Genomic DNA, 17,132 nt, shown 5'->3' with positions numbered 1-17,132 from the left:
GTGGTCCCCCGAGCATAACTATCCCCAGGGTGCATAAGTGCAAGTTTTGAGCTCTTCCACCTCGGGGTGAAGGCGCGGTTTTTCCGGGTGCCCGAGGAAGGGCACGAGCTCTCCCGCTCCGGCCGGCCCGACCGCAGGCTGGCGCGGCTTCGGGCCTACCTGGACTGGTGGCGGGAAAACCTTTAGGGCTGGGCGAAAGCCCAGCCCTTTTTACGCCTTCCTTAGGCCTGGTTTTCCGCCACCGGCTCGGGGATGGGGCCGAAGGTTTCCTCGTAGCGGGCCACGTTCTCCGCCAGGCTCCGCAAGAGGGCCTTGGCGTGCTGGGGGCTCGTGATGATCCGGCTCACCACCATGGCCCCGCCCTGGGGCTGGAGCAGGGCGAAGTCTAGGATGAACTCGTTCTTGGTGTGGGCGATAAGGGCCAGGTTGGTGTAGCGGCCCAGGGCGATGTCCTTGTCAATCTGGATATCTAGCTTCAGCTCGTTCATGCCAACGCCTCCTGGATCTTGGGAAGGGCCCGTTTCAGGGCGAGCCGCACCCGGCCTAGGCTTTTGGCCCCGTCTAGGAAGAGGAGGAGGTGGTGGCCGGGAAGCGGCACGAGAAGCAAAGCCCCCTCCGGGTACTCTACCATGACCTCCTCCACCCCCTCCTGGCCCAGGGTCTGGGCCAAGGCCTTGGCGGTGCCCAAGACGGTGGCGGAGCGGGCGGCGAGGAGGCTGGCTTCGGGGGCGCTTTCCTCCCGCACCTCCTCCACCACGAACCCGTCCTCGCTGAGGAGGGCCGCCACCCGCACCCCCCGGGTTTCCTTAAGCTCCTTGAGGACCTCCAGCATCCCTTACCTCCTAGAGGCTTTGCACCTTGAGGGCGATGCGGGAAAGCTCTTGCCCGATGGCCTTGCGGTCCATGCCCCGCTCCAGCACCGCCCCTAGGATGTACTCGCCCACCCGCAAGGCCAGAACCTCGTGGCTATCCGTGGCCAGGGTGAAGCGGCGCACCTCCCCGGAAAGGGCCTCCGCCAAGGGGGTCATGTGGCGCACCAAGGAGGCGAGCTCCGCCGCCAGGACCTCGGCGGGCGGGGCGCCCCGGCCCAAAGCCTCAATGACCAGGCCGTCCAGCCCGGTGAGCACCGCCCGCTTCACCCCCAAAGAGGCCAAGCTTTCTAGGTAGGCCATCCCACCACCTCCCAAAGCTTCTCCGCCGCCTTGGCGGCCTCCACCCGGGCCCGGCCCAGGTTGGCCGAGGGCTCCATGAGGAGGAGCAGAAAGAGGTCCTCCCGGGCCTTGGGGGCGCGCGCCATCCGGGCATAGCCTACCACGGGGTGCCCCCCTATCCAGAGCTCCTCCACCCGGGAGGCGCCCAGGCTTGCGGCGTAGGCGGCCTTGGCCTGGCGGAGGAGGGCGGCGTGCTCGGCGATGGCCGCCTCGAGGTCCACCCGCTTTCGCCTCACCCCCTCCACCAAAAGCCCGTCCAGGGTGCCCACGCCTGCGGCGAAGGCCCCTTCCACCCGGTCCAAAAGGCGTTGCAAGAGTTCCTCCATCCTATAAGGGCTTCCTCCCCTCCAGGGCCCGGCCCAGGGTTACCTCGTCCACGTACTCCAGGCTTCCGCCCACGGGGAGGCCGTAGGCGAGCCGGGTGGCCTTGACCCCCCGGCGCCTGAGCTCTTCCGCCAGGTAAAGGGCCGTGGCCTCCCCCTCCACGGTCATGGAGGTGGCGAGGACCACCTCCTTCACCCCGGGGAGGCGGGGCCAGAGGCTTTCCAGGTTGAGCTCCTTGGGGCCGATGCCCTCCAGGGGGTTGAGCGCTCCTCCCAGGACGTGGTAGACCCCCGTAAACTCCCCGCTCCGCTCCAGGGCGTACAGGTCCGCCACGGTTTCCACCACGGCGAGGAGCGTGCGGTCGCGGCCTTCGTCCTGGCAGATGGGACAGAGCTCCCCTTCCGCCAGGTTGCCGCACACCCGGCAGACCCCTAGGGCCCGGGTGGCCTCCAAGGCCTCCCGAAGCCCTTCCGCCTCCTCCCGGTGAAAAGCCAGGTGGAGGGCGAGCTTCTGGGCCGTCTTGGGGCCGATGCCGGGGAGGCGGGAGAGGGCCCGGGCGAGCTTGAGGAGGCTTTCGGGGTACCGCATCTAGAAGAGCTTCCCCAGCATCTGGCCCACGCCCCCAAGCTCCCGGGCCATTTCCTTTTCCGAGAGCTCGTGGGCCTTCTTTTGGGCGTCTTGGATGGCCACGAGGAGGAGGTCTTCCAGGGCCTCGAGGTCGTCCTGGAAGGCGGTGAGCACCTCGGGCTTGAGGCGCACGGCGAGGATCTTGCCGTGGCCGTTGGCCTCCACCTCCACCAGGCCCTGGGCCGTGCCCACCACGGTCATGGTTTCCAGGCGTTCTTGGATCTCCGCCGCCTTCTTCTGGGCTTTTTGCGCTTCCTTGAGGAGCTTTTGTAGGTTCATCGTCCCTCCCCTATGAGTATAGTGGAAGGCATGGAGCGCCCTAGAAGGCTGCGTTCACCCCTCCTGCGCCCCCTGGTGGCCGAGGTGGAGCTTTCCCCCCGCCACCTCATCCTCCCCCTTTTCGTGAAGGCGGAAGGGGAACGGGAGGAGGTGGCCTCCATGCCCGGGGTCTTTCGCCATCCCCTAAAGGACCTTCCCCGCCTGGGCGAGGAGGCCCTGAAGGCGGGGCTTGGCGGGGTCATCCTCTTCGGCGTCCTGCCCGAGGGGGAAAAGGACCCCCTGGGCCACGGGGCCTACGCCGAGGAGGGGGTGGTGCAACGGGCCATCCGCCTTCTGAAGCGGGAACTCCCCGAGCTCCTCGTCATCGCCGACACCTGCCTTTGCGAGTACACGAGCCACGGCCACTGCGGGGTGGTGCGGGAGGGCCCCTTGGGCTTTTACGTGGACAACGACGCCACCTTAGAGCTTTTGGCCAAGACCGCCCTCTCCCAGGCCCAGGCGGGGGCGGACGTGGTGGCCCCAAGCGCCATGATGGACGGCCAGGTGCGGGCCATCCGCAAGGCCTTGGACGAGGGGGGCTTCGCCCACGTGCCCATCCTCTCCTATGCGGTGAAGTACGCCTCCGCCTTCTACGGGCCTTTTCGGGAGGCGGCGGCGAGCGCTCCGGAGTTCGGGGACCGCTCGGGCTACCAGATGGACCCCAGGGCGGGGCTTTGGGACGCCCTAAGGGAGGCGGGCCTGGACGACCAGGAGGGGGCGGACCTCCTCATGGTGAAGCCCGCCCTGCCCTACCTGGACGTGCTTGCCGCCTTGAAGGGGCGCTTCGCCAAGCCCCTTTTCGCCTACCAGGTCTCCGGGGAGTACGCCATGCTGAAGCTTTCCGCCCTCCAGGGCCACCTGGACGAGCGGCGGGCGGTCTTGGAAACCCTTTACGCCATCCGCCGGGCGGGGGCCCAGGGCATCCTCACCTACTACGCCCTCGAGGCCGCCCGTTGGCTTAGGGAGGGCTAAAGCCCCCAGATCCCGGCGGGGGCGAGCTCCACCAGGTTCCCCTCGGGGTCGCGGGTGTAAAGGCTTTTTCCCTTGGGCCACTCCGCCCACCAGACGGGAAAGCCCAGGCTCTTGAGCTTCGCTTCCCAGAGGGGAAGCTCCTCCTCCGCCACCCGGAAGGCCACGTGGACGCTCCCCCGGGCCCCGTGGGGGGGAAGGAGGGGGTCTTTTTCCGTGTGCTCGGGGTTGAACACGAGGAATACTCCCCGCCCGGCGCGGAAGAAGGCGTGGCGGGGGGGCTTGTACTGGAAGCAGGGCAGGCCCAAGACCCCTTCGTAAAAGGCCCGCGCCTTTTCCAGGTCCCGGGCGTAGACCGAGGTTTCCAGGACTTCCACTATTTGAGCCGGGCGATGAGTTCGGCCACGGGGATGGCCTCGAGGGTGGTGGTCTTCACGCTTCCCCGGGAGGCCAGGTGGAGCATGGCCCGGGCCACGCTGGCGGCGTCCTCCGCCTCCACGATGTTCACGAAGTCATAGGGGCCAAGGACAGCGTACTGGGCCACCACCTTCACCCCGAAGTCCCTTTCTAGCTCCTGGTTCACCTCCTTGATGCGCTCGGGGTTTTTCACCAGGGTTTCCGCGCCGTCATCCGTGAGGGTGCTGAGCACGATAAAGGTGGGCATGGCCTGCCTCCGTGCCCCCAGTTTAGCAAAGCCTTCCGCCCTCACTCCCACTCTATGGTGGCGGGGGGCTTGGAGGTGATGTCGTAGACCACCCGGCCCACCTCGGGGACCCTGCGGGTGATGCGCCGGGCCACCTCGTCCAGAAACTCCAAGGGAAGCCTGGCCCAGTCGGCGGTCATGAAGTCCTCCGTGGTCACGGCCCTGAGGGCCAGGACGTACCCGTACTTCCGCTCGTCCCCCGCCACCCCCACGCTCCTTAGGGGGGTGAGGACGGCCAGGGCCTGGGCCACCTGGCCGTAAAGCCCCCACTCCTTGAGGAGGCTCGTGAAGAGGTCGTCCGCTTGGCGGAGGATCTCCAGGCGCTCCTCGGTCACCTCCCCCAGGATGCGCACGGCAAGGCCTGGCCCCGGGAAGGGGTGGCGCAGGCGGATGGGGTCGGGCAGGCCGAGGAGGAGGGCGAGCTCCCGCACCTCGTCCTTGAAGAGGAGGCGGAAGGGCTCTAAAAGCGCAAACTCCAGGTCCTCGGGAAGGCCGCCCACGTTGTGGTGGCTTTTGATCTTGGCGGCCCCGTGCCCCCCCGCCGATTCGATCACGTCGGGGTACAGGGTGCCTTGCGCCAGGAAGCGGAAGGGCCCCTTTTCCCGGGCCACCTCCGAGAAGACCGCCACGAACTCCCGCCCGATGATCTTCCGCTTCGCCTCGGGGTCTTCCACGCCCTTTAGGGCCTGAAGGAAGCGCCCCTTGGCCTCCACCACCAGGAGGTTCACCCCAAGGGCCCTCAGGGCCCCTTCCACCTCCTCTCGCTCCCCGAGGCGCAAAAGCCCGTGGTCCACGAAGACCGCCAGGTGGTCCACCCCGGCCTTGGCCAGGAGGAGGGCCAGGGTGCTGGAGTCCACCCCCCCGGAGACCGCCAGGAGGACCCGTTCCTGCCCCACCCGTTCCCGCACCTCTTTGAGGAGGCTTTCCAGCACGTGCTCCGGGGTCCAGTCCCGGGGGACGCCGGCTATCTCCAGGAAATTCTCCAAAATCTGCATCCCCTTGGGGGTGTGGGCCACCTCGGGGTGGAACTGCACGGCGAAGGTCTTGCCGTCCGGCCCCTCCATGGCGGCCACGGGGTTTTCCTCCGTGGCGGCGGAAACCCGCCACCCGGGGGGAAGCTCGGTGACGGCGTCTTGGTGGCTCATCCAGACCTGGACCTCCCCGGAAAGCCCCCGGAAGAGGGGGCCCTCGTAGCGGGTGAGGAGGGCCTTGCCGTACTCCGCCCGGCCTGCGCGCTCCACCTTGCCCCCGAGCTCCTGGGCGAGGAGTTGCATCCCGTAGCAGATGCCCAAGGTGGGGAGGCCGAGCCCGAAGAGGCGGGGGTCGGGGCGGGGGGCCTCGGGGTCAAAGACGCTCTTGGGCCCCCCGGAGAGGATGAGGGCCTGGGGCTTATATTGGAGGATTTCCTCCAAGGGGGTGGTCCCCGGGAGGATGAGGGAAAAGGCCCGGAGTTCCCGAAGCCTCCGGGCGATGAGCCTTGTGTACTGGGAGCCGAAGTCCAGGACCAGGACCACGGCCCCAGTCTACTATGCCTCCAGGTGGAGCCTTACCTGGTGCAGGAGTTCGGCGGGGTCTTGCACGGGGTACTCCAGCCGCTCTAGGATCTCCTCTGCCGGCCTATCCAGAATGCGCAAGCCCCGAAGCCTTTCCAAGAGCGTTTCCTTGCCCACGGGGAAGTCCAGGCCCTTCACTGCCTTGAGCACCAAGACGGCCCAGGGGATCCCCATCATCTCCACAAAGCGCTCCAAGAAGTAGCCGAGCACCCGGGGCTCCTCCTGGCCTTGGCGGATGGCCCGGTAGGCGGCTTTGGCCAGCCCACCCGCCACGTGGGTGCGGAGGCCTTCCCCTTCCGCCATCTCCTCCACCTTCTTGAGGGCGGTTTCCGGGTCGGCGCGGAGGATCTGGCGCACCGCCGCGGTGGAAAGGCCCAGTTCCTTGGCGATGGCCTCGTCGCTCCACATGGCCTCCTGGGCCAGGACCACGGCGTAGGCGGCGGTCATGAGGCTCGCCGCCCAGGTGAGGCGCTTCTTTTCCGCCATGGCCTTGGGCCCGCCCACCAGGTCAATCACCTTGAGGAAGACCCGAAGCACGGTGGCTTCCAGCTCCTTTGGGTTGGGCGCCCGCGGAGGGAGTACCATAGGCTCCTCCTTTTTGCTATGAATGCTAGCATAGCTCCATGCGTCTAGCAAAGTCAGTTTCCTAGGGGTGGACCCACCTCCAGGAGCCCTTCTGGACGGATGTAGAGGTAGTGGGTCCGGGTATCGTGGCCCGAGAGGCGGCACCCGTCTATCCGCAGGAAGCGCACCACCTCCCCCAGGGGCATCCGGTAGAGCTTGGCCTGGGCGGGGCTCATCACCAGGAGCTTGGCCAGGACCACGGTGGCATCTAGGATGTGGCTCACCGCATAACCGCCGGCGGCCTCGGCGGAAAGCTCCTCGTGGCCGGAGCGTTTCTGGCTTATCATGACGGCGGTGAGGTCGTGGCGTTTGCTGAAGGCGTACACCTGCCGCACCACCTGCCGGGCGGCGATCTCCTTGGCCTCGTAGAGCCCGGTGAGGGAGTCCACCACCAGGTGGCGGGCGTTTTGCGCAAGGCCTTCCTCGAGGGTGGCGAAAAGGGCCTGGAGGTCCTCGCGAAGGGCGGTATAGGTGGCGGCATCGGCGATGAGCACGTTCTCCAAGACCTTTTCCTTGAGCCCCATGGCCCTGGCCCGGAGCTTCAAGCCCTGGACCAAGAGGGAGGCTGGGGTTTCCGTGGTGACGAAGAGCACGGTCTCGCCCCGTTCCGCCTGCTTGAGGGCGAACTGTTCGGCCAAAAGGCTCTTCCCTGTGTCGGAAATCCCGGTAACGTGCACCGCTGCCCCTTGGGGAAAGCCCCCTAGGGGTTTGGGTTTGAGGGTGGTGGGGTCTAGGGTGAAGAAAAGCTCGTCCAGGCCCTTTACCCCCGTGGGCACCCCTATGAGTGGGGGGGCTTTGGCGGCGAGCTCTAGAGCGCTTTGCAGCTTGGGCTTCTGCATGCCCTCATTTTCCCCCGGAATGGTGTGTAATGAAGGCATGGCCGAGGTGGAGAGCTTTGCCCTGGACCACACCAAGGTCCAGGCCCCCTACGTGCGCCTAGCCGGAAGGAAGCCCGTGGGAGGGGGCTGGGTGGAAAAGTACGATCTGCGCCTGGCCCAGCCCAACCGGGAGGCCATCCCCACCGCCAGCCTTCACACCCTGGAGCACCTCCTGGCGGGCTACCTGCGGGACCACCTGGAAGGGGTCATAGACCTTTCCCCCATGGGTTGCCGCACGGGGTTTTACCTGGTGGCGGAAGGCCCCTTGGGCGAGGAGCGGGTCTTGGTGGCCTGGGAAAGGGCCTTGCGCGACGTTTTGCTCCACCAGGGGCCCATCCCGGGGGCGAGCTTTCGGGAGTGCGGCAACTACCGGGACCACGACCTGGAAGGGGCCAAGGCCTGGGCGGAAAAGGTGCTTAGGGCGGGGCTTCGGGTGCAGCCCACGGTGCCCTTGGAGGAAAAGTGACGGCCTTCTTCGCCGCCGAGCCCGAGGAGGCGGGGGCCATACGGGAGGCTCTGGGGGCGGAAAAGGTCCTGGAAGCCCCTTTTCCCCTTTACCAGGGCGAGGGGGTCTTGGTGGCGGAAACGGGCGTGGGCAAGGTGGCGGCGGCCATGGCCGTGGCCCACGTCCTCACCCGCTTCGCCCCCCGGGAGAGCTTCTTCCTGGGGGTGGCGGGGGCCTTGGACCCTGCCCTTAGGGCCTTAGACCTCCTTTTGGCGGAGGAAGCGGTGCAGTGGGACGTGGACCTTACCCCCTTTGGCCGGGCCCCGGGGGAGACCGCCCTGGGGGTGCGCTTTTTCCCCTCGGACCCTGGGCTTTTGGCGAGGGCGGAGAGGGCGGCCTCGGCCCTGGGCTTTCCCCATAAGCGGGGGGTGGTGGCCACGGGGGACCGGTTTTTGGCGGACCGGAAGGAGGCGGAAAGGCTTCGCGCCCTCCACGGGGCCCACGCCGTGGAGATGGAAGGGGCGGCCGCCCTCATGGTGGCCTACCGCTTCCGCCACCCCATGGCCCTGGTGCGGGCGGTGACGGACGGGGCAGGGGAGGGGGCAGAAGGGGACTTCCAGGCCTTTTTGCGGGAGGCCTCGAGGCGGCTCGGCCTCCTGGCCCGGTCCCTCATATACTAGAAAAGGGGTCCCGATGGAAATCCGCCTCTTCACGGGAAACGCCCACCCGGGCTTGGCCCAAAGGATCGCCGAGGCCCTAGGGGTACCCTTGGGCAAGGCCCTGGTGGACCGCTTCCCCGACGGGGAGATCCGGGTGCGGCTTTTAGAAAGCGTCCGGGGGGACGACGTCTACCTCATCCAACCCACCTGCCCCCCGGTGAACGAGCACCTCATGGAACTCCTCCTCCTGGCGGACGCCGCAAGGCGGAGCTCCGCCGGCCGCATCAACGCCGTCATCCCCTACTTCGGCTACGCCCGCCAGGACAAGCAGACGGAAGGGCGCGAGCCCGTGAGCGCCAAGCTGGTGGCGGGGCTTTTGGAGCGGGTGGGGGTCCACCGGGTCATCGCCATAGACCTCCACGCCCCCCAGATCCAGGGCTTCTTTGACATCCCCGTGGACCACCTCTCCGCCGTGCGCCTCTTCGCCCGCTACCTGCAGGAAAAGGGGTATGCGGAAAACGCCGTGGTGGTCTCCCCCGACGCTGGCCGGGCGGAGGAGGCCAGGCGGCTTGCCGAGCGGCTTGGGCTACCCTTGGCCATGCTGGCCAAGCGCCGCCACGGGCCCAAGGAAACCTCCGTCACCTACGTCATCGGGGACGTGGAGGGGAAAAGGCCCCTCGTCATTGACGATATCGTCTCCACCGGCGGGACCATCCGGCGGGGGGTGGAGGCGCTTCTCCAGGCGGGGGCTTTGCCCGAGGTGGTGGTCATGGCCACCCACCCGGTCCTGGTGGGGGAGGCCCGGGAAAACCTAGCCCACCCCGCCATCCGGGAGGTGGTCTTCACGGACACCATCCCCCTCAGGGACGGGGGCTACACCGTGCTTTCCACCGCCGAGCTCCTCGCCCAAGCCATCCGCCACGTCCACACCAACCAATCGGTGAGTGCCCTCATCTAGGGGGATGTGGTAAGCTTTCCTTTGTGCGCCCCTTGGGGGGCAGGGTTTTGCGTGCGAGGAGGAGCCATGGAGTACCGCCTAAAGGCCTATTACCGGGAGGGGGAGAAGCCCGCCGCGCTAAGGCGCGCGGGGAAGCTCCCCGGGGTCATGTACAACAAGAGCCTGAACCAGAAGGTCTACGTGGAACTGGGGGAGTTTGACAAGGTCTTCCGTCAGGCCTCCATCCACCACGTGATTGTCCTGGAGCTTCCTGACGGCAAGGAGCTGCCCACCTTGGTGCGCCAGGTGAACCTGGACAAGCGCCGCCGCCGTCCGGAGCACGTGGACTTTTACGTCCTCTCCGACGAGCCCGTGGAGATGTACGTGCCCCTTCGCTTCGTGGGTACGCCCCAAGGGGTGCGGGAAGGCGGGGTGCTCCAGGAGGTGCACCGGGACATCCTGGTGCGGGTTTCCCCCCGCAACATCCCCGAGTACATTGAGGTGGACGTTTCCGGCCTCGGCATCGGGGATAGCCTTCACGCCGCCGATTTGAAGCTGCCCGAGGGGGTAAAGCTCGCCATCTCCCCCGAGGAGACCATCGCTGCCGTGGTGCCCCCCGAGGACGTGGAGCGCCTGGCGGCCGAGGCGGCGGAGGCCCCCGCCGAGCCCGAGGTCATCAAGAAGGGCAAGAAGGAGGAGGAGGAGGCCTAGCCTCCCCCCTTGGGGGCGGGGGGCTTGGGCTCCCCGCTTTCTTTTAGGGCCATGTTCTTGGTGGTGGGGCAGGGCAACCCGGGGGAGCGCTACGCCCATACCCGGCACAACGTGGGCTTCATGGTCTTGGACCGGCTGGGCCTATCCTTTCGCAAGAAGGGGGAGGCCCTTTTGGCCGAGGCGGAGGTGGGGGGAGAGCGGGGCTTTTTTCTGAAACCCCTCACCTACTACAACCTCACGGGCCAGGCGGTGGCCCCCTTGGCCCGCTTTTACAAAATCCCCCCAGAGCGCATCCTGGTGGTCCACGACGAGATGGACCTCCCGTTGGGCCGCCTGCGCCTAAAGGCGGGGGGAAGCCCCGCCGGGAACCGGGGGGTGGCCTCCATCGCCGAGGCCCTGGGCACCTTGGCCTTTCACCGCCTAAGGGTGGGCATCGGCAAGCCCCCCGCCAAGGAGCTAGGGGCGGCCTACGTGCTTTCCCCCTTCGCCCCCGAGGAGCTTCCCCTCTTGGAAAGGGTGCTGGAGGCGGCCAAGGAGGCGGTGCTCTGCTGGGCAGAGAGGGGGCTTCTCCCCTGCGCCGACCGCTTTAACGGCCTGGACCTGCGGGAAAACCGCTAAGCTTGGGGTATGGCCGAGCCCACCGTTTTGCTCCTCGCCGGGGGACAAAGCCCGGAGCACGAGGTTTCCCTGCTTTCCGCCGAGGGCGTCCTTCGCCACATGCCCTTTCCCACGGAGCTTGCCGTCATCGCCAAGGATGGGCGCTGGCTTTTGGGGAAGGAGGCGGAGGCCGCCCTGGAGGCTAAGGTGGCGCCCGAGGGCCGCTATCCCTTTCCGCCTCCCCTGGACTGGGACCGGTACCAGGTGGTCTTTCCCCTCCTCCACGGCCGCTTCGGGGAGGACGGGACGGTGCAGGGCTTTTTGGAGCTCTTGGGCAAGCCCTATGTGGGGGCGGGGGTGGCGGCGAGCGCCCTTTGCATGGATAAGGATTTGTCCAAGCGGGTCCTGGCCCAGGCGGGCATCCCTGTGGTCCCCTGGGTGGCCCTTTACCGGGGGGAGAGGCCTTTTATCCCCTTTGAGCCGCCCTTTTTCGTGAAGCCCGCCAACACCGGCTCCAGCATCGGCATCGCCCGGGTGGAGGACTACGCCCACCTGGAAGAGGCCTTGGCGGAAGCCTTCCGCCACGACGTCAAGGCGGTGGTGGAAAAGGCTCTGGAAGGGGTGCGGGAGCTGGAGGTGGGCGTTTTGGGGAACCTCCTGGGCGAGGCGAGCCCCGTGGGGGAGGTGCGCTACCAGGCCCCCTTTTACGACTACGAGACCAAGTACACCCCGGGCCGGGCGGAGCTTTTGATCCCCGCCCCTTTGGACCCGGGAACCCAGGAAACGGTGCAGGAGCTGGCCCTAAAGGCCTACCGCCTCCTCGGCATCCGGGGCATGGCCCGGGTGGACTTCTTCCTGGCGGATGGGGAGCTTTACCTGAACGAGGTGAACACCATTCCCGGCTTCACGCCCACCAGCATGTACCCCAGGCTCTTTGAGGCGGGCGGGTTGCCTTACCCCGAACTCCTTCGGCGGCTGGTGGCGCTGGCCTTGGCCTAAGCGTTTGCCCCCTTTCCTGTAAACTACGGGCATAAGGAAAGGGGGCGTTTCATGGACATTTTGGAGCGGCTTGGCCTAAAGGGGCGGCGGGTTCTCCTCTTGCACCACGACGACCTGGGGCTAACCCACGCCCAGAACGCCGCCTTTTTCGCCCTAGGCCTGCCCACGGGGAGCGTGATGGTTCCGGGGGCCTGGGCCTCCCAGGTGCGGGGGGTGGACCTAGGGGTCCACCTCACCCTCACCAGCGAGTGGGCGGCACCCCGCCTCCGCCCCCTGACGGGGGGGGAGAGCCTTAGGGACGAGGCGGGCTACTTTCCGGCCACCCTCGAGGACCTCTGGCGGCGGGCCCGGGCGGAGGAGGTGGAAAGGGAGCTTCGGGCGCAGATTGAAGCGGCCAAGAGGCTCTTTTCCCCCACCCACCTGGACAGCCACCAAGGGGCGGTGCTCCGGCCCGACCTGGCGGAGATCTACCTGCGCCTGGCCGAGGCGCATGGCCTGGTGCCCTTGGTGCCGGATGGCCTCGAGGGCCTTGGGGTACCTGAGGCTTTTCTCCCCGAGCTGGAGCGGCTTTTGGCGGAATCCCCCTACCCCAAGGTGCGCTTCCTGGACGCCTACGGCGCCCCCCCCGAGGAGCGCCTTGGTTTTTACCTGAACCTGGCCCACCTGCCTCCTGGGCTTTACTACCTGGTGCACCACAGCGCCCTTCCCACCCCCGAAGGCCGGGCCCTTCCCGACTGGCCTAGCCGGGAGGCGGACTACTTCGCCCTCGCCCACCCCGAGGTGCGGCGGGTCCTGGCGGAGTTTCATCCCCTTACCTGGGCGGCGGTGCGGGAGGTCTTATGAAGCCTTGGCGCTATGCGGCGGGGCAGCTCGGCCTTACCCTGGTTTCCGAGAGCTTCGGCACCTATTTGGCCTTCTTTTACCTGGAGCGGCTTGGGCTTTCCGCCGCCTTCTACGCCCTGGCCCGGGGGGTGTACGCCCTTTGGGATGCCATCAACGACCCCCTCTTTGGCCACCTTTCCGACCGGACCAAGACCCCCTGGGGCCGGCGGCGTCCTTGGCTTTGGGTGGGCGTTCCCCTCTTCCTGTTGGCCTACCTCTTGGTCTTTTGGGTGCCGGGCTGGGCCAAAAGCCCCGGGGTGCTCCCCTACTACTTCGCCTTCGCCATCTTTCTCTACGAAACGCTGGCCACCGTGGTCTGGACCAACTACGGGGCGCTTTTCCCCGAGGTGTTTCGGGGCTTGGGCGAGCGGGCCCAGGCCGCCGCCTGGAAGCGGGGGACGGAGCTTTTCGGCCTCATTTTCGGCATCGCCCTCGCCCCCTTGGTCTACGCCCAAGTGGGCTTTGGCGGCATGGCCCTCCTCTTCGCCCTCCTGGCGGCGCTGGCCTTTACCCTTTTCCTGAGGGGCGTGGAGGAAGACCCTAGGGCGGGGAGTCCCCTTGGGCTTTGGGCCTCCTTCCGCCTGGTTTTGGGGAACCGGGCTTTCTGGGTGGCGGCCTTGGTGGGCCTCCTCTTTGAGTTCGGGCGCACGGTGATCCAGACGGGGATGGCCTTTTACGCCAAGCACAGCCTGGGTCTGCCCGAGGCGGCCACCAGCCTCCTCTTCGCCGCCGTCTTCCTGGTGGCCTTGCCCTCCGTCTTCCTTTGGGGCTTACTGGCCAGGCGGCTAGGGGGGAAGCGGGCCTGGCGGCTTGCCCACTTGGTCATGGGGTTGGCCGCCCTGTTCCTTTTCCTGCCCCAGGGACTAGGGTCGGCCCTCCTGGTGGGGGCCCTGGTGGGGGTGGGCTTCGCCGGGGTGCGGGTCACGGGGGAGGTGGTCATGGCCAAGGTGATTGACCTGGACGCCGAGCGCACCGGTACCCGGCGGGAAGGGGCCTACTACAGCCTGGTGGGCCTTCTGGGGCGGGCCTCGGGGGCCTTGGTGGGCCTGGCCTTCGCCCTCCTGGGCCCCCTTTTCGGCTACGTGAGCGGGGAGAACCCAGGGCCGAACACGGGCCTTGCCTTCCGGTTTTTGGTTTCCGTGATCCCCGGGGTGGCCATCCTCCTCGCCTACCTGCTCGCCGCCCTTTTTCCCCACGAGGTGCGGGAATGAGGCTCAAAAGCGCCCTTTTCTTGGCCCACCCGGCAAGGGAACCGGAGGCGCTCCCCGAGGAGGGCTGGCGGGAGGTGGCCCTGCCCCACCAGTGGACCCTCGAGGGCCTGGAGGCGGAGGTGGGCTGGTACCGCCTCGCCCTGCCCGAGGGAGGTCCACGGCGGTTTCTGCGCTCCTTTGGCGACTACTACCAGGAGGCCTGGCTGGAGGGCCGCTTTTTGGGGAGGCACGAGGGCTACTTTTTCCCCTGGCTTCTGGAGCTTCCCCCAGGGAAGGAGCTCTACCTGCGGGTTTCCGCCCCCAAAGAGCCCTTGGGCCAGTGGCCCCGCTTTAAGCGGCAGATCAAGGGGGTTTTGGGCCAGCACGACTGCCGGCCCGGGGGGACTAGCCCCCGGGGGCAGGAACGGGGCACGGGGGGGCTATGGGGTGGGGTGGAGGTGGTTTTCCGGGAGGAGGTGGCCCTCCTCCACCTCACCCATCGGCTCCACCCCAGGCCCGGGGGCTGGCGGCTCCTCGTGCGGCTTCTTCTGGATGCCCCGAGGCTTTTTGCGGAGCGGGTTTTGCTCCGCCTTTTTCCGGAGAACTTCCCCGGGGAGGTGTGGACCAAGGAGGTGGAGCTGCGGGGGGATGCGGGGCGAGGGTACCGGGAGGTGGTGTGGGACCTGCCGGAGATGCCCCTTTGGGAGGTGTGGGAGCGGGGCTTTCCCCACCTCTTCCGCCTCGAGGCCGAACTGGCCCAGGCCCGGGTTTCCGCACCCTTGGGTTTCCGCACCCTGGCTTGGGATGGGGAGGGCTGGCTTCTCCTAAATGGGAGGCGGCTTTTCCTGCGGGGCACCAACCACATCCCCACCCAGTGGCTTGCCGCCTACTCCCAGGCCTTGGCGGAGAAGGACGTGGCCTTGATGAAGGAGGCGGGGCTCAACGCCGTTCGCGTCCACGCCCACCTCACCCACCCGGTCTTTTACGAGGTGTGCGACCGGGAAGGGGTTCTGGTCTGGCAGGACTTTCCCCTGCAGTGGGGCTATGCCCCGGACGAAGCCTTCGCCGAAGAGGCGGTGCGCCAGGTGCGGGCCATGGTGGAACACTACGGGGCGCACCCTTCCATCTACCTTTGGTGCGCCCAAAACGAGCCCACCCATAACCGCCACGCCTTGGGACCCCTTTTGGCGGCGGAGCTTCGGGCCCAGGACCCGAGCCGCTTGGTGAAGGAGGCCTCCGATTTCCGGGAGCACCCTTACCCCGGGTGGTACTGGGGGCACCTCAGGGACTTCTTGGCCCTGCCGGGGGCCCCGCTGCCCTCGGAGTTTGGGGCCCAGGCCCTTCCCCGGGCGGAGCTTTTGCGCCGGGTCTTGGGGGAGGCCGCCTGGCCCCCGAAGTGGGAGGTGTGGGCCTACCACAACTTTCAGCCCCACGAAACTTTCCGGGTGGCGGGGGTGGAGATGGGGACGTCCTTGGAAAGCTTCGTGGAAAACTCCCAGGCCTACCAAGCCCGGCTCCTTTCCTTCGCCATCCACGCCTACCGCCGGGCCAAGGGGAAGGTGGTGGGCTACTTCCAGTTCCTCTTCGCCGAGCCCTGGGAGGGGATTACCTGGGCGGTTTTGGATGTGGAGCGCATCCCCAAGAAGGGCTTTTACGCCCTTAAGGAGGCGAGTAGCCCTGTTCTCCTTTCCCTGGTGCCCTACCGTGAGCGGCTAGGGGTGGGCGGCGTGCCCCTGTGGGAGGCTTGGCTGGTGAACGACCTGGAGCGCTCCCTTACCCTGCGGGTGGTCCTGGCCCTGGAGGGGCCGGCGGCTTTGCCCCTTTGGGAGGGCGAGGTGGCGCTGGCGGGGGGAGAGGTGCGGCGGTTTTTCAGCCTGGGCGAGCTTTGGGAAAGCTCCTTGGAAGGGCAGGAGCGGCTTGCGAAGGTGGCCGAAGCCTTGCGAACGCTTCCCCCGGGGGCGTACCGCCTGGTGGGGGAGGCTTGGGAGGGCGAAAGGCTGTGGTCGCGGCAGGTGGTGGAGCTGGTTTACCTGGAGCCCTTGGTGCCGCCCGGAGTGGCTTGGTAGGACTTAGGCGATTTCCACCCGGAGCCCGGCTTGGCGAAGTGTTTCCAAGGTTTCCTTTCCCGCTTTGCGGTCCGTGATGAGGGCGGTGGCGGCCTCGAGGGGGGCAATGCGGGCTGCGGCCACCTGGAGGAGCTTGGAGTGGTCCGCTAGGAAATACACTTCCCTGGCAGCCCGGACCATGGCCTTCTTGACCTCCGCCTCCTCGAGGTTGGTATTGGTGAAGCCCCGCTCCGGGTGGACGCCGTTGCACCCCAGAAAGGCCTTGTCGGCGTTGAGCTCTTCCAGAAGGAGGGTGCCGAAGGGGTTTACCAGGGAATGTTGCAGGGGCCTAAGCCTTCCTCCGGTGACGATGACCGTTATGCCTGGATGGCTTTCCAGAAGCAGGGCGATGTTGAGGGCGCTTGTGATGACCACCACGTCCCGCAGGTTGGGAGAGAGGGCTTTGGCCATTTCCGTGGTAGTGGACCCCACATCCAGGAGGATGACGTCCCCATCTTTGACCAGGCTTGCCGCCTTTTTGCCAATGGCTTCCTTTTCCCGGGCGTGAAGGGTACGGGTGATCTCTAAGGGAAGCTCCGCACGACGGGCCTCCCAAAGGACCGCCCCACCCCGTAGCCGCCTGAGACGGCCGCTTCGTTCCAGGGCGTCCAGATCTGACCGGACCGTGACCTGGGAAACCCCCAGCAGTTTGGCCAGCTCGGCCACGCGCACCTGCCCCTTGTCCTTAAGGAGTTCTAGGATCTTTGCCCGACGGGCTTCGGCCTCGAGGGTGGGCATAGGCATATTCTGGCAGATTTCGTTTGCTTGCGCAGAGCATCTAAAACCCACACTTGACAAAAGAACATAGCTAATAGTAGGGTGAGAACACCCCTCTAGGGGTGAAAGGGAGGAGCCATGAGGGTGAGGTTAATGGCGTTGGCAACCCTTTTGGGGTTGGCTTTGGCGCAGAACCCTTCGTTGCGCGGCGAGATTACCGTATGGAGCTGGGACATTGCTGCCAAGGCTTTGGAAGCCACCATTCCGAGCTTCAACAAGCTTTATCCCAACGTGAAGGTGAAGGTGGTGGACCTGGGCAACCAGCAGGTCTTTGACCGGGGCTTGGCGGGGTGCGCCGCTGGTGGGGTGGATCTGCCCGATGTCTATTCGGTAGAAAACAACGAGGCGGAAGTGTTTTGGAGCCGTTTCCCCAACTGCTTCACGGACCTAGCTGGGCTTGGTGCGGCCAACTTGAGAAAGGAATTTCCCGAGTTCAAGTGGACCGAGCTCACCATGGGGAACCGGATCTACGCCATCCCCTGGGATTCTGGTCCCGTGGTAATCTTTTACCGCAGGGACCTTTACCAACAGGCTGGCGTTGACCCCAGCAAGATAGAGACTTGGGATGACTTTAACCCAAGTTGCTACCTATCCCCTGGATCTGAAAAAATAGTGGCCGCTAT

Annotated in this window: 23 protein-coding genes; 11 read left to right on the top strand and 12 right to left on the bottom strand. The window is 66.7% G+C overall.

From position 1 onward, the window contains the following. Positions 1 to 221 precede the first annotated feature (221 nt). The 6 genes from L0C60_RS12535 to L0C60_RS12510 are packed head-to-tail and all read right to left on the bottom strand — an operon-like array spanning position 222 to position 2,441. A complete protein-coding gene (locus L0C60_RS12535) occupies positions 222 to 488 on the bottom strand; it encodes a DUF3467 domain-containing protein (RefSeq protein WP_234507216.1) in 267 nt (88 codons plus the stop codon). Continuing rightward, entirely contained in the window at positions 485 to 832 is a 348-nt protein-coding gene (locus tag L0C60_RS12530; RefSeq protein WP_234507214.1) for a roadblock/LC7 domain-containing protein, read from the bottom strand. Before L0C60_RS12530 ends, L0C60_RS12535 begins: the two co-directional genes overlap by 4 nt. 10 nt (positions 833 to 842) lie before the next feature. Beyond that, entirely contained in the window at positions 843 to 1,172 is a 330-nt protein-coding gene (locus L0C60_RS12525; RefSeq protein WP_234507212.1) for a roadblock/LC7 domain-containing protein, read from the bottom strand. Then, complete coding sequence (locus L0C60_RS12520) at positions 1,160 to 1,537, bottom strand: roadblock/LC7 domain-containing protein (RefSeq protein WP_234507210.1); 378 nt, start codon at positions 1,535 to 1,537, stop codon at positions 1,160 to 1,162. The genes L0C60_RS12525 and L0C60_RS12520 overlap by 13 nt, the downstream gene beginning before the upstream one ends. A gap of 1 nt (position 1,538) precedes the next feature. Continuing rightward, complete coding sequence (gene recR, locus L0C60_RS12515; RefSeq protein WP_234507208.1) at positions 1,539 to 2,123, bottom strand: recombination mediator RecR; 585 nt, start codon at positions 2,121 to 2,123, stop codon at positions 1,539 to 1,541. Beyond that, positions 2,124 to 2,441 (bottom strand): YbaB/EbfC family nucleoid-associated protein, encoded by a 318-nt coding sequence (locus L0C60_RS12510; RefSeq protein ID WP_234507206.1) that lies wholly within the window; start codon positions 2,439 to 2,441, stop codon positions 2,124 to 2,126. 30 nt (positions 2,442 to 2,471) lie between these two features. On the opposite strand from L0C60_RS12510, the gene hemB reads away from it, so the two are divergent. After that, positions 2,472 to 3,452, top strand: a complete 981-nt coding sequence (gene hemB / locus L0C60_RS12505; RefSeq protein WP_234507204.1) for a porphobilinogen synthase — start codon at positions 2,472 to 2,474, stop codon at positions 3,450 to 3,452. On the opposite strand, the gene L0C60_RS12500 is transcribed toward hemB, so the two are convergent. Genes L0C60_RS12500 through L0C60_RS12480 form a run of 5 tightly spaced genes read right to left on the bottom strand, consistent with a single transcriptional unit; the run spans position 3,449 to position 7,168 of the window. Then, positions 3,449 to 3,826 (bottom strand): VOC family protein, encoded by a 378-nt coding sequence (locus L0C60_RS12500; protein WP_234507202.1) that lies wholly within the window; start codon positions 3,824 to 3,826, stop codon positions 3,449 to 3,451. The genes hemB and L0C60_RS12500 overlap by 4 nt on opposite strands. Then, the gene (locus L0C60_RS12495) at positions 3,826 to 4,113 is read right to left on the bottom strand and encodes a glutamine synthetase/cystathionine beta-lyase binding protein (RefSeq protein ID WP_071677332.1); all 288 of its coding nucleotides are present in this window, start codon (positions 4,111 to 4,113) and stop codon (positions 3,826 to 3,828) included. Before L0C60_RS12495 ends, L0C60_RS12500 begins: the two co-directional genes overlap by 1 nt. Positions 4,114 to 4,154: 41 nt before the next feature. Continuing rightward, complete coding sequence (gene guaA, locus L0C60_RS12490) at positions 4,155 to 5,666, bottom strand: glutamine-hydrolyzing GMP synthase (protein WP_234507200.1); 1,512 nt, start codon at positions 5,664 to 5,666, stop codon at positions 4,155 to 4,157. A gap of 12 nt (positions 5,667 to 5,678) precedes the next feature. Beyond that, the gene (locus tag L0C60_RS12485; RefSeq protein ID WP_243092906.1) at positions 5,679 to 6,290 is read right to left on the bottom strand and encodes a KaiC associated regulatory domain protein; all 612 of its coding nucleotides are present in this window, start codon (positions 6,288 to 6,290) and stop codon (positions 5,679 to 5,681) included. Between the two features lie 53 nt (positions 6,291 to 6,343). After that, a complete protein-coding gene (locus L0C60_RS12480) occupies positions 6,344 to 7,168 on the bottom strand; it encodes a KaiC domain-containing protein (protein ID WP_243092905.1) in 825 nt (274 codons plus the stop codon). Positions 7,169 to 7,205: 37 nt separating this feature from the next. Between L0C60_RS12480 and L0C60_RS12475 the strand changes: the two genes are divergently transcribed. The 9 genes from L0C60_RS12475 (at position 7,206) to L0C60_RS12435 (ending at position 15,693) form a co-directional block, all read left to right on the top strand. Continuing rightward, complete coding sequence (locus L0C60_RS12475; protein ID WP_243092904.1) at positions 7,206 to 7,673, top strand: S-ribosylhomocysteine lyase; 468 nt, start codon at positions 7,206 to 7,208, stop codon at positions 7,671 to 7,673. Continuing rightward, a complete protein-coding gene (gene mtnN, locus L0C60_RS12470) occupies positions 7,670 to 8,332 on the top strand; it encodes a 5'-methylthioadenosine/S-adenosylhomocysteine nucleosidase (RefSeq protein ID WP_243092903.1) in 663 nt (220 codons plus the stop codon). Before L0C60_RS12475 ends, mtnN begins: the two co-directional genes overlap by 4 nt. A 13-nt stretch (positions 8,333 to 8,345) precedes the next feature. Beyond that, positions 8,346 to 9,269, top strand: coding sequence for a ribose-phosphate diphosphokinase (locus L0C60_RS12465; protein WP_243092902.1), 924 nt, complete (start codon positions 8,346 to 8,348; stop codon positions 9,267 to 9,269). A gap of 66 nt (positions 9,270 to 9,335) precedes the next feature. Then, positions 9,336 to 9,959, top strand: a complete 624-nt coding sequence (locus L0C60_RS12460) for a 50S ribosomal protein L25 (protein WP_243092901.1) — start codon at positions 9,336 to 9,338, stop codon at positions 9,957 to 9,959. A 51-nt stretch (positions 9,960 to 10,010) separates the two neighbouring features. Then, the gene (pth, locus tag L0C60_RS12455; RefSeq protein ID WP_234508192.1) at positions 10,011 to 10,577 is read left to right on the top strand and encodes an aminoacyl-tRNA hydrolase; all 567 of its coding nucleotides are present in this window, start codon (positions 10,011 to 10,013) and stop codon (positions 10,575 to 10,577) included. A gap of 9 nt (positions 10,578 to 10,586) precedes the next feature. Beyond that, positions 10,587 to 11,555 (top strand): D-alanine--D-alanine ligase, encoded by a 969-nt coding sequence (ddl, locus tag L0C60_RS12450; RefSeq protein WP_234508194.1) that lies wholly within the window; start codon positions 10,587 to 10,589, stop codon positions 11,553 to 11,555. 51 nt (positions 11,556 to 11,606) lie between these two features. Further along, positions 11,607 to 12,398 carry a carbohydrate deacetylase gene (locus tag L0C60_RS12445; protein ID WP_234508196.1) on the top strand — a complete coding sequence of 264 codons (792 nt, stop codon included), beginning with the start codon at positions 11,607 to 11,609 and terminating at the stop codon, positions 12,396 to 12,398. Continuing rightward, positions 12,395 to 13,648, top strand: a complete 1,254-nt coding sequence (locus L0C60_RS12440) for an MFS transporter (protein ID WP_234508198.1) — start codon at positions 12,395 to 12,397, stop codon at positions 13,646 to 13,648. Before L0C60_RS12445 ends, L0C60_RS12440 begins: the two co-directional genes overlap by 4 nt. After that, positions 13,645 to 15,693 (top strand): glycoside hydrolase family 2 TIM barrel-domain containing protein, encoded by a 2,049-nt coding sequence (locus tag L0C60_RS12435; protein WP_234508200.1) that lies wholly within the window; start codon positions 13,645 to 13,647, stop codon positions 15,691 to 15,693. Before L0C60_RS12440 ends, L0C60_RS12435 begins: the two co-directional genes overlap by 4 nt. A 3-nt stretch (positions 15,694 to 15,696) precedes the next feature. On the opposite strand, the gene L0C60_RS12430 is transcribed toward L0C60_RS12435, so the two are convergent. Next, the gene (locus L0C60_RS12430; protein WP_234508202.1) at positions 15,697 to 16,470 is read right to left on the bottom strand and encodes a DeoR/GlpR family DNA-binding transcription regulator; all 774 of its coding nucleotides are present in this window, start codon (positions 16,468 to 16,470) and stop codon (positions 15,697 to 15,699) included. A gap of 132 nt (positions 16,471 to 16,602) precedes the next feature. Here L0C60_RS12430 and L0C60_RS12425 point away from each other — a divergent pair. After that, positions 16,603 to 17,132 (top strand): ABC transporter substrate-binding protein (locus L0C60_RS12425; RefSeq protein ID WP_243092900.1); only part of this gene is annotated, 530 nt, incomplete at its 3' end.

It is taken from the genome of Thermus hydrothermalis (assembly GCF_022760925.1).
GTDB lineage: Bacteria > Deinococcota > Deinococci > Deinococcales > Thermaceae > Thermus > Thermus hydrothermalis.
This window is presented reverse-complemented; position numbering and strand designations above follow the sequence as displayed.

Coding starts and splice junctions, on each gene's coding strand:
- L0C60_RS12535 (WP_234507216.1), bottom strand. CDS start 488: ATGAACGAGCTGAAGCTAGATATCCAGATTGACAAGGACATCGCCCTG.
- L0C60_RS12530 (WP_234507214.1), bottom strand. CDS start 832: ATGCTGGAGGTCCTCAAGGAGCTTAAGGAAACCCGGGGGGTGCGGGTG.
- L0C60_RS12525 (WP_234507212.1), bottom strand. CDS start 1,172: ATGGCCTACCTAGAAAGCTTGGCCTCTTTGGGGGTGAAGCGGGCGGTG.
- L0C60_RS12520 (WP_234507210.1), bottom strand. CDS start 1,537: ATGGAGGAACTCTTGCAACGCCTTTTGGACCGGGTGGAAGGGGCCTTC.
- recR (WP_234507208.1), bottom strand. CDS start 2,123: ATGCGGTACCCCGAAAGCCTCCTCAAGCTCGCCCGGGCCCTCTCCCGC.
- L0C60_RS12510 (WP_234507206.1), bottom strand. CDS start 2,441: ATGAACCTACAAAAGCTCCTCAAGGAAGCGCAAAAAGCCCAGAAGAAG.
- hemB (WP_234507204.1), top strand. CDS start 2,472: ATGGAGCGCCCTAGAAGGCTGCGTTCACCCCTCCTGCGCCCCCTGGTG.
- L0C60_RS12495 (WP_071677332.1), bottom strand. CDS start 4,113: ATGCCCACCTTTATCGTGCTCAGCACCCTCACGGATGACGGCGCGGAA.
- L0C60_RS12485 (WP_243092906.1), bottom strand. CDS start 6,290: ATGGTACTCCCTCCGCGGGCGCCCAACCCAAAGGAGCTGGAAGCCACC.
- L0C60_RS12480 (WP_243092905.1), bottom strand. CDS start 7,168: ATGCAGAAGCCCAAGCTGCAAAGCGCTCTAGAGCTCGCCGCCAAAGCC.
- L0C60_RS12475 (WP_243092904.1), top strand. CDS start 7,206: ATGGCCGAGGTGGAGAGCTTTGCCCTGGACCACACCAAGGTCCAGGCC.
- L0C60_RS12465 (WP_243092902.1), top strand. CDS start 8,346: ATGGAAATCCGCCTCTTCACGGGAAACGCCCACCCGGGCTTGGCCCAA.
- L0C60_RS12460 (WP_243092901.1), top strand. CDS start 9,336: ATGGAGTACCGCCTAAAGGCCTATTACCGGGAGGGGGAGAAGCCCGCC.
- pth (WP_234508192.1), top strand. CDS start 10,011: ATGTTCTTGGTGGTGGGGCAGGGCAACCCGGGGGAGCGCTACGCCCAT.
- ddl (WP_234508194.1), top strand. CDS start 10,587: ATGGCCGAGCCCACCGTTTTGCTCCTCGCCGGGGGACAAAGCCCGGAG.
- L0C60_RS12445 (WP_234508196.1), top strand. CDS start 11,607: ATGGACATTTTGGAGCGGCTTGGCCTAAAGGGGCGGCGGGTTCTCCTC.
- L0C60_RS12440 (WP_234508198.1), top strand. CDS start 12,395: ATGAAGCCTTGGCGCTATGCGGCGGGGCAGCTCGGCCTTACCCTGGTT.
- L0C60_RS12435 (WP_234508200.1), top strand. CDS start 13,645: ATGAGGCTCAAAAGCGCCCTTTTCTTGGCCCACCCGGCAAGGGAACCG.
- L0C60_RS12430 (WP_234508202.1), bottom strand. CDS start 16,470: ATGCCCACCCTCGAGGCCGAAGCCCGTCGGGCAAAGATCCTAGAACTC.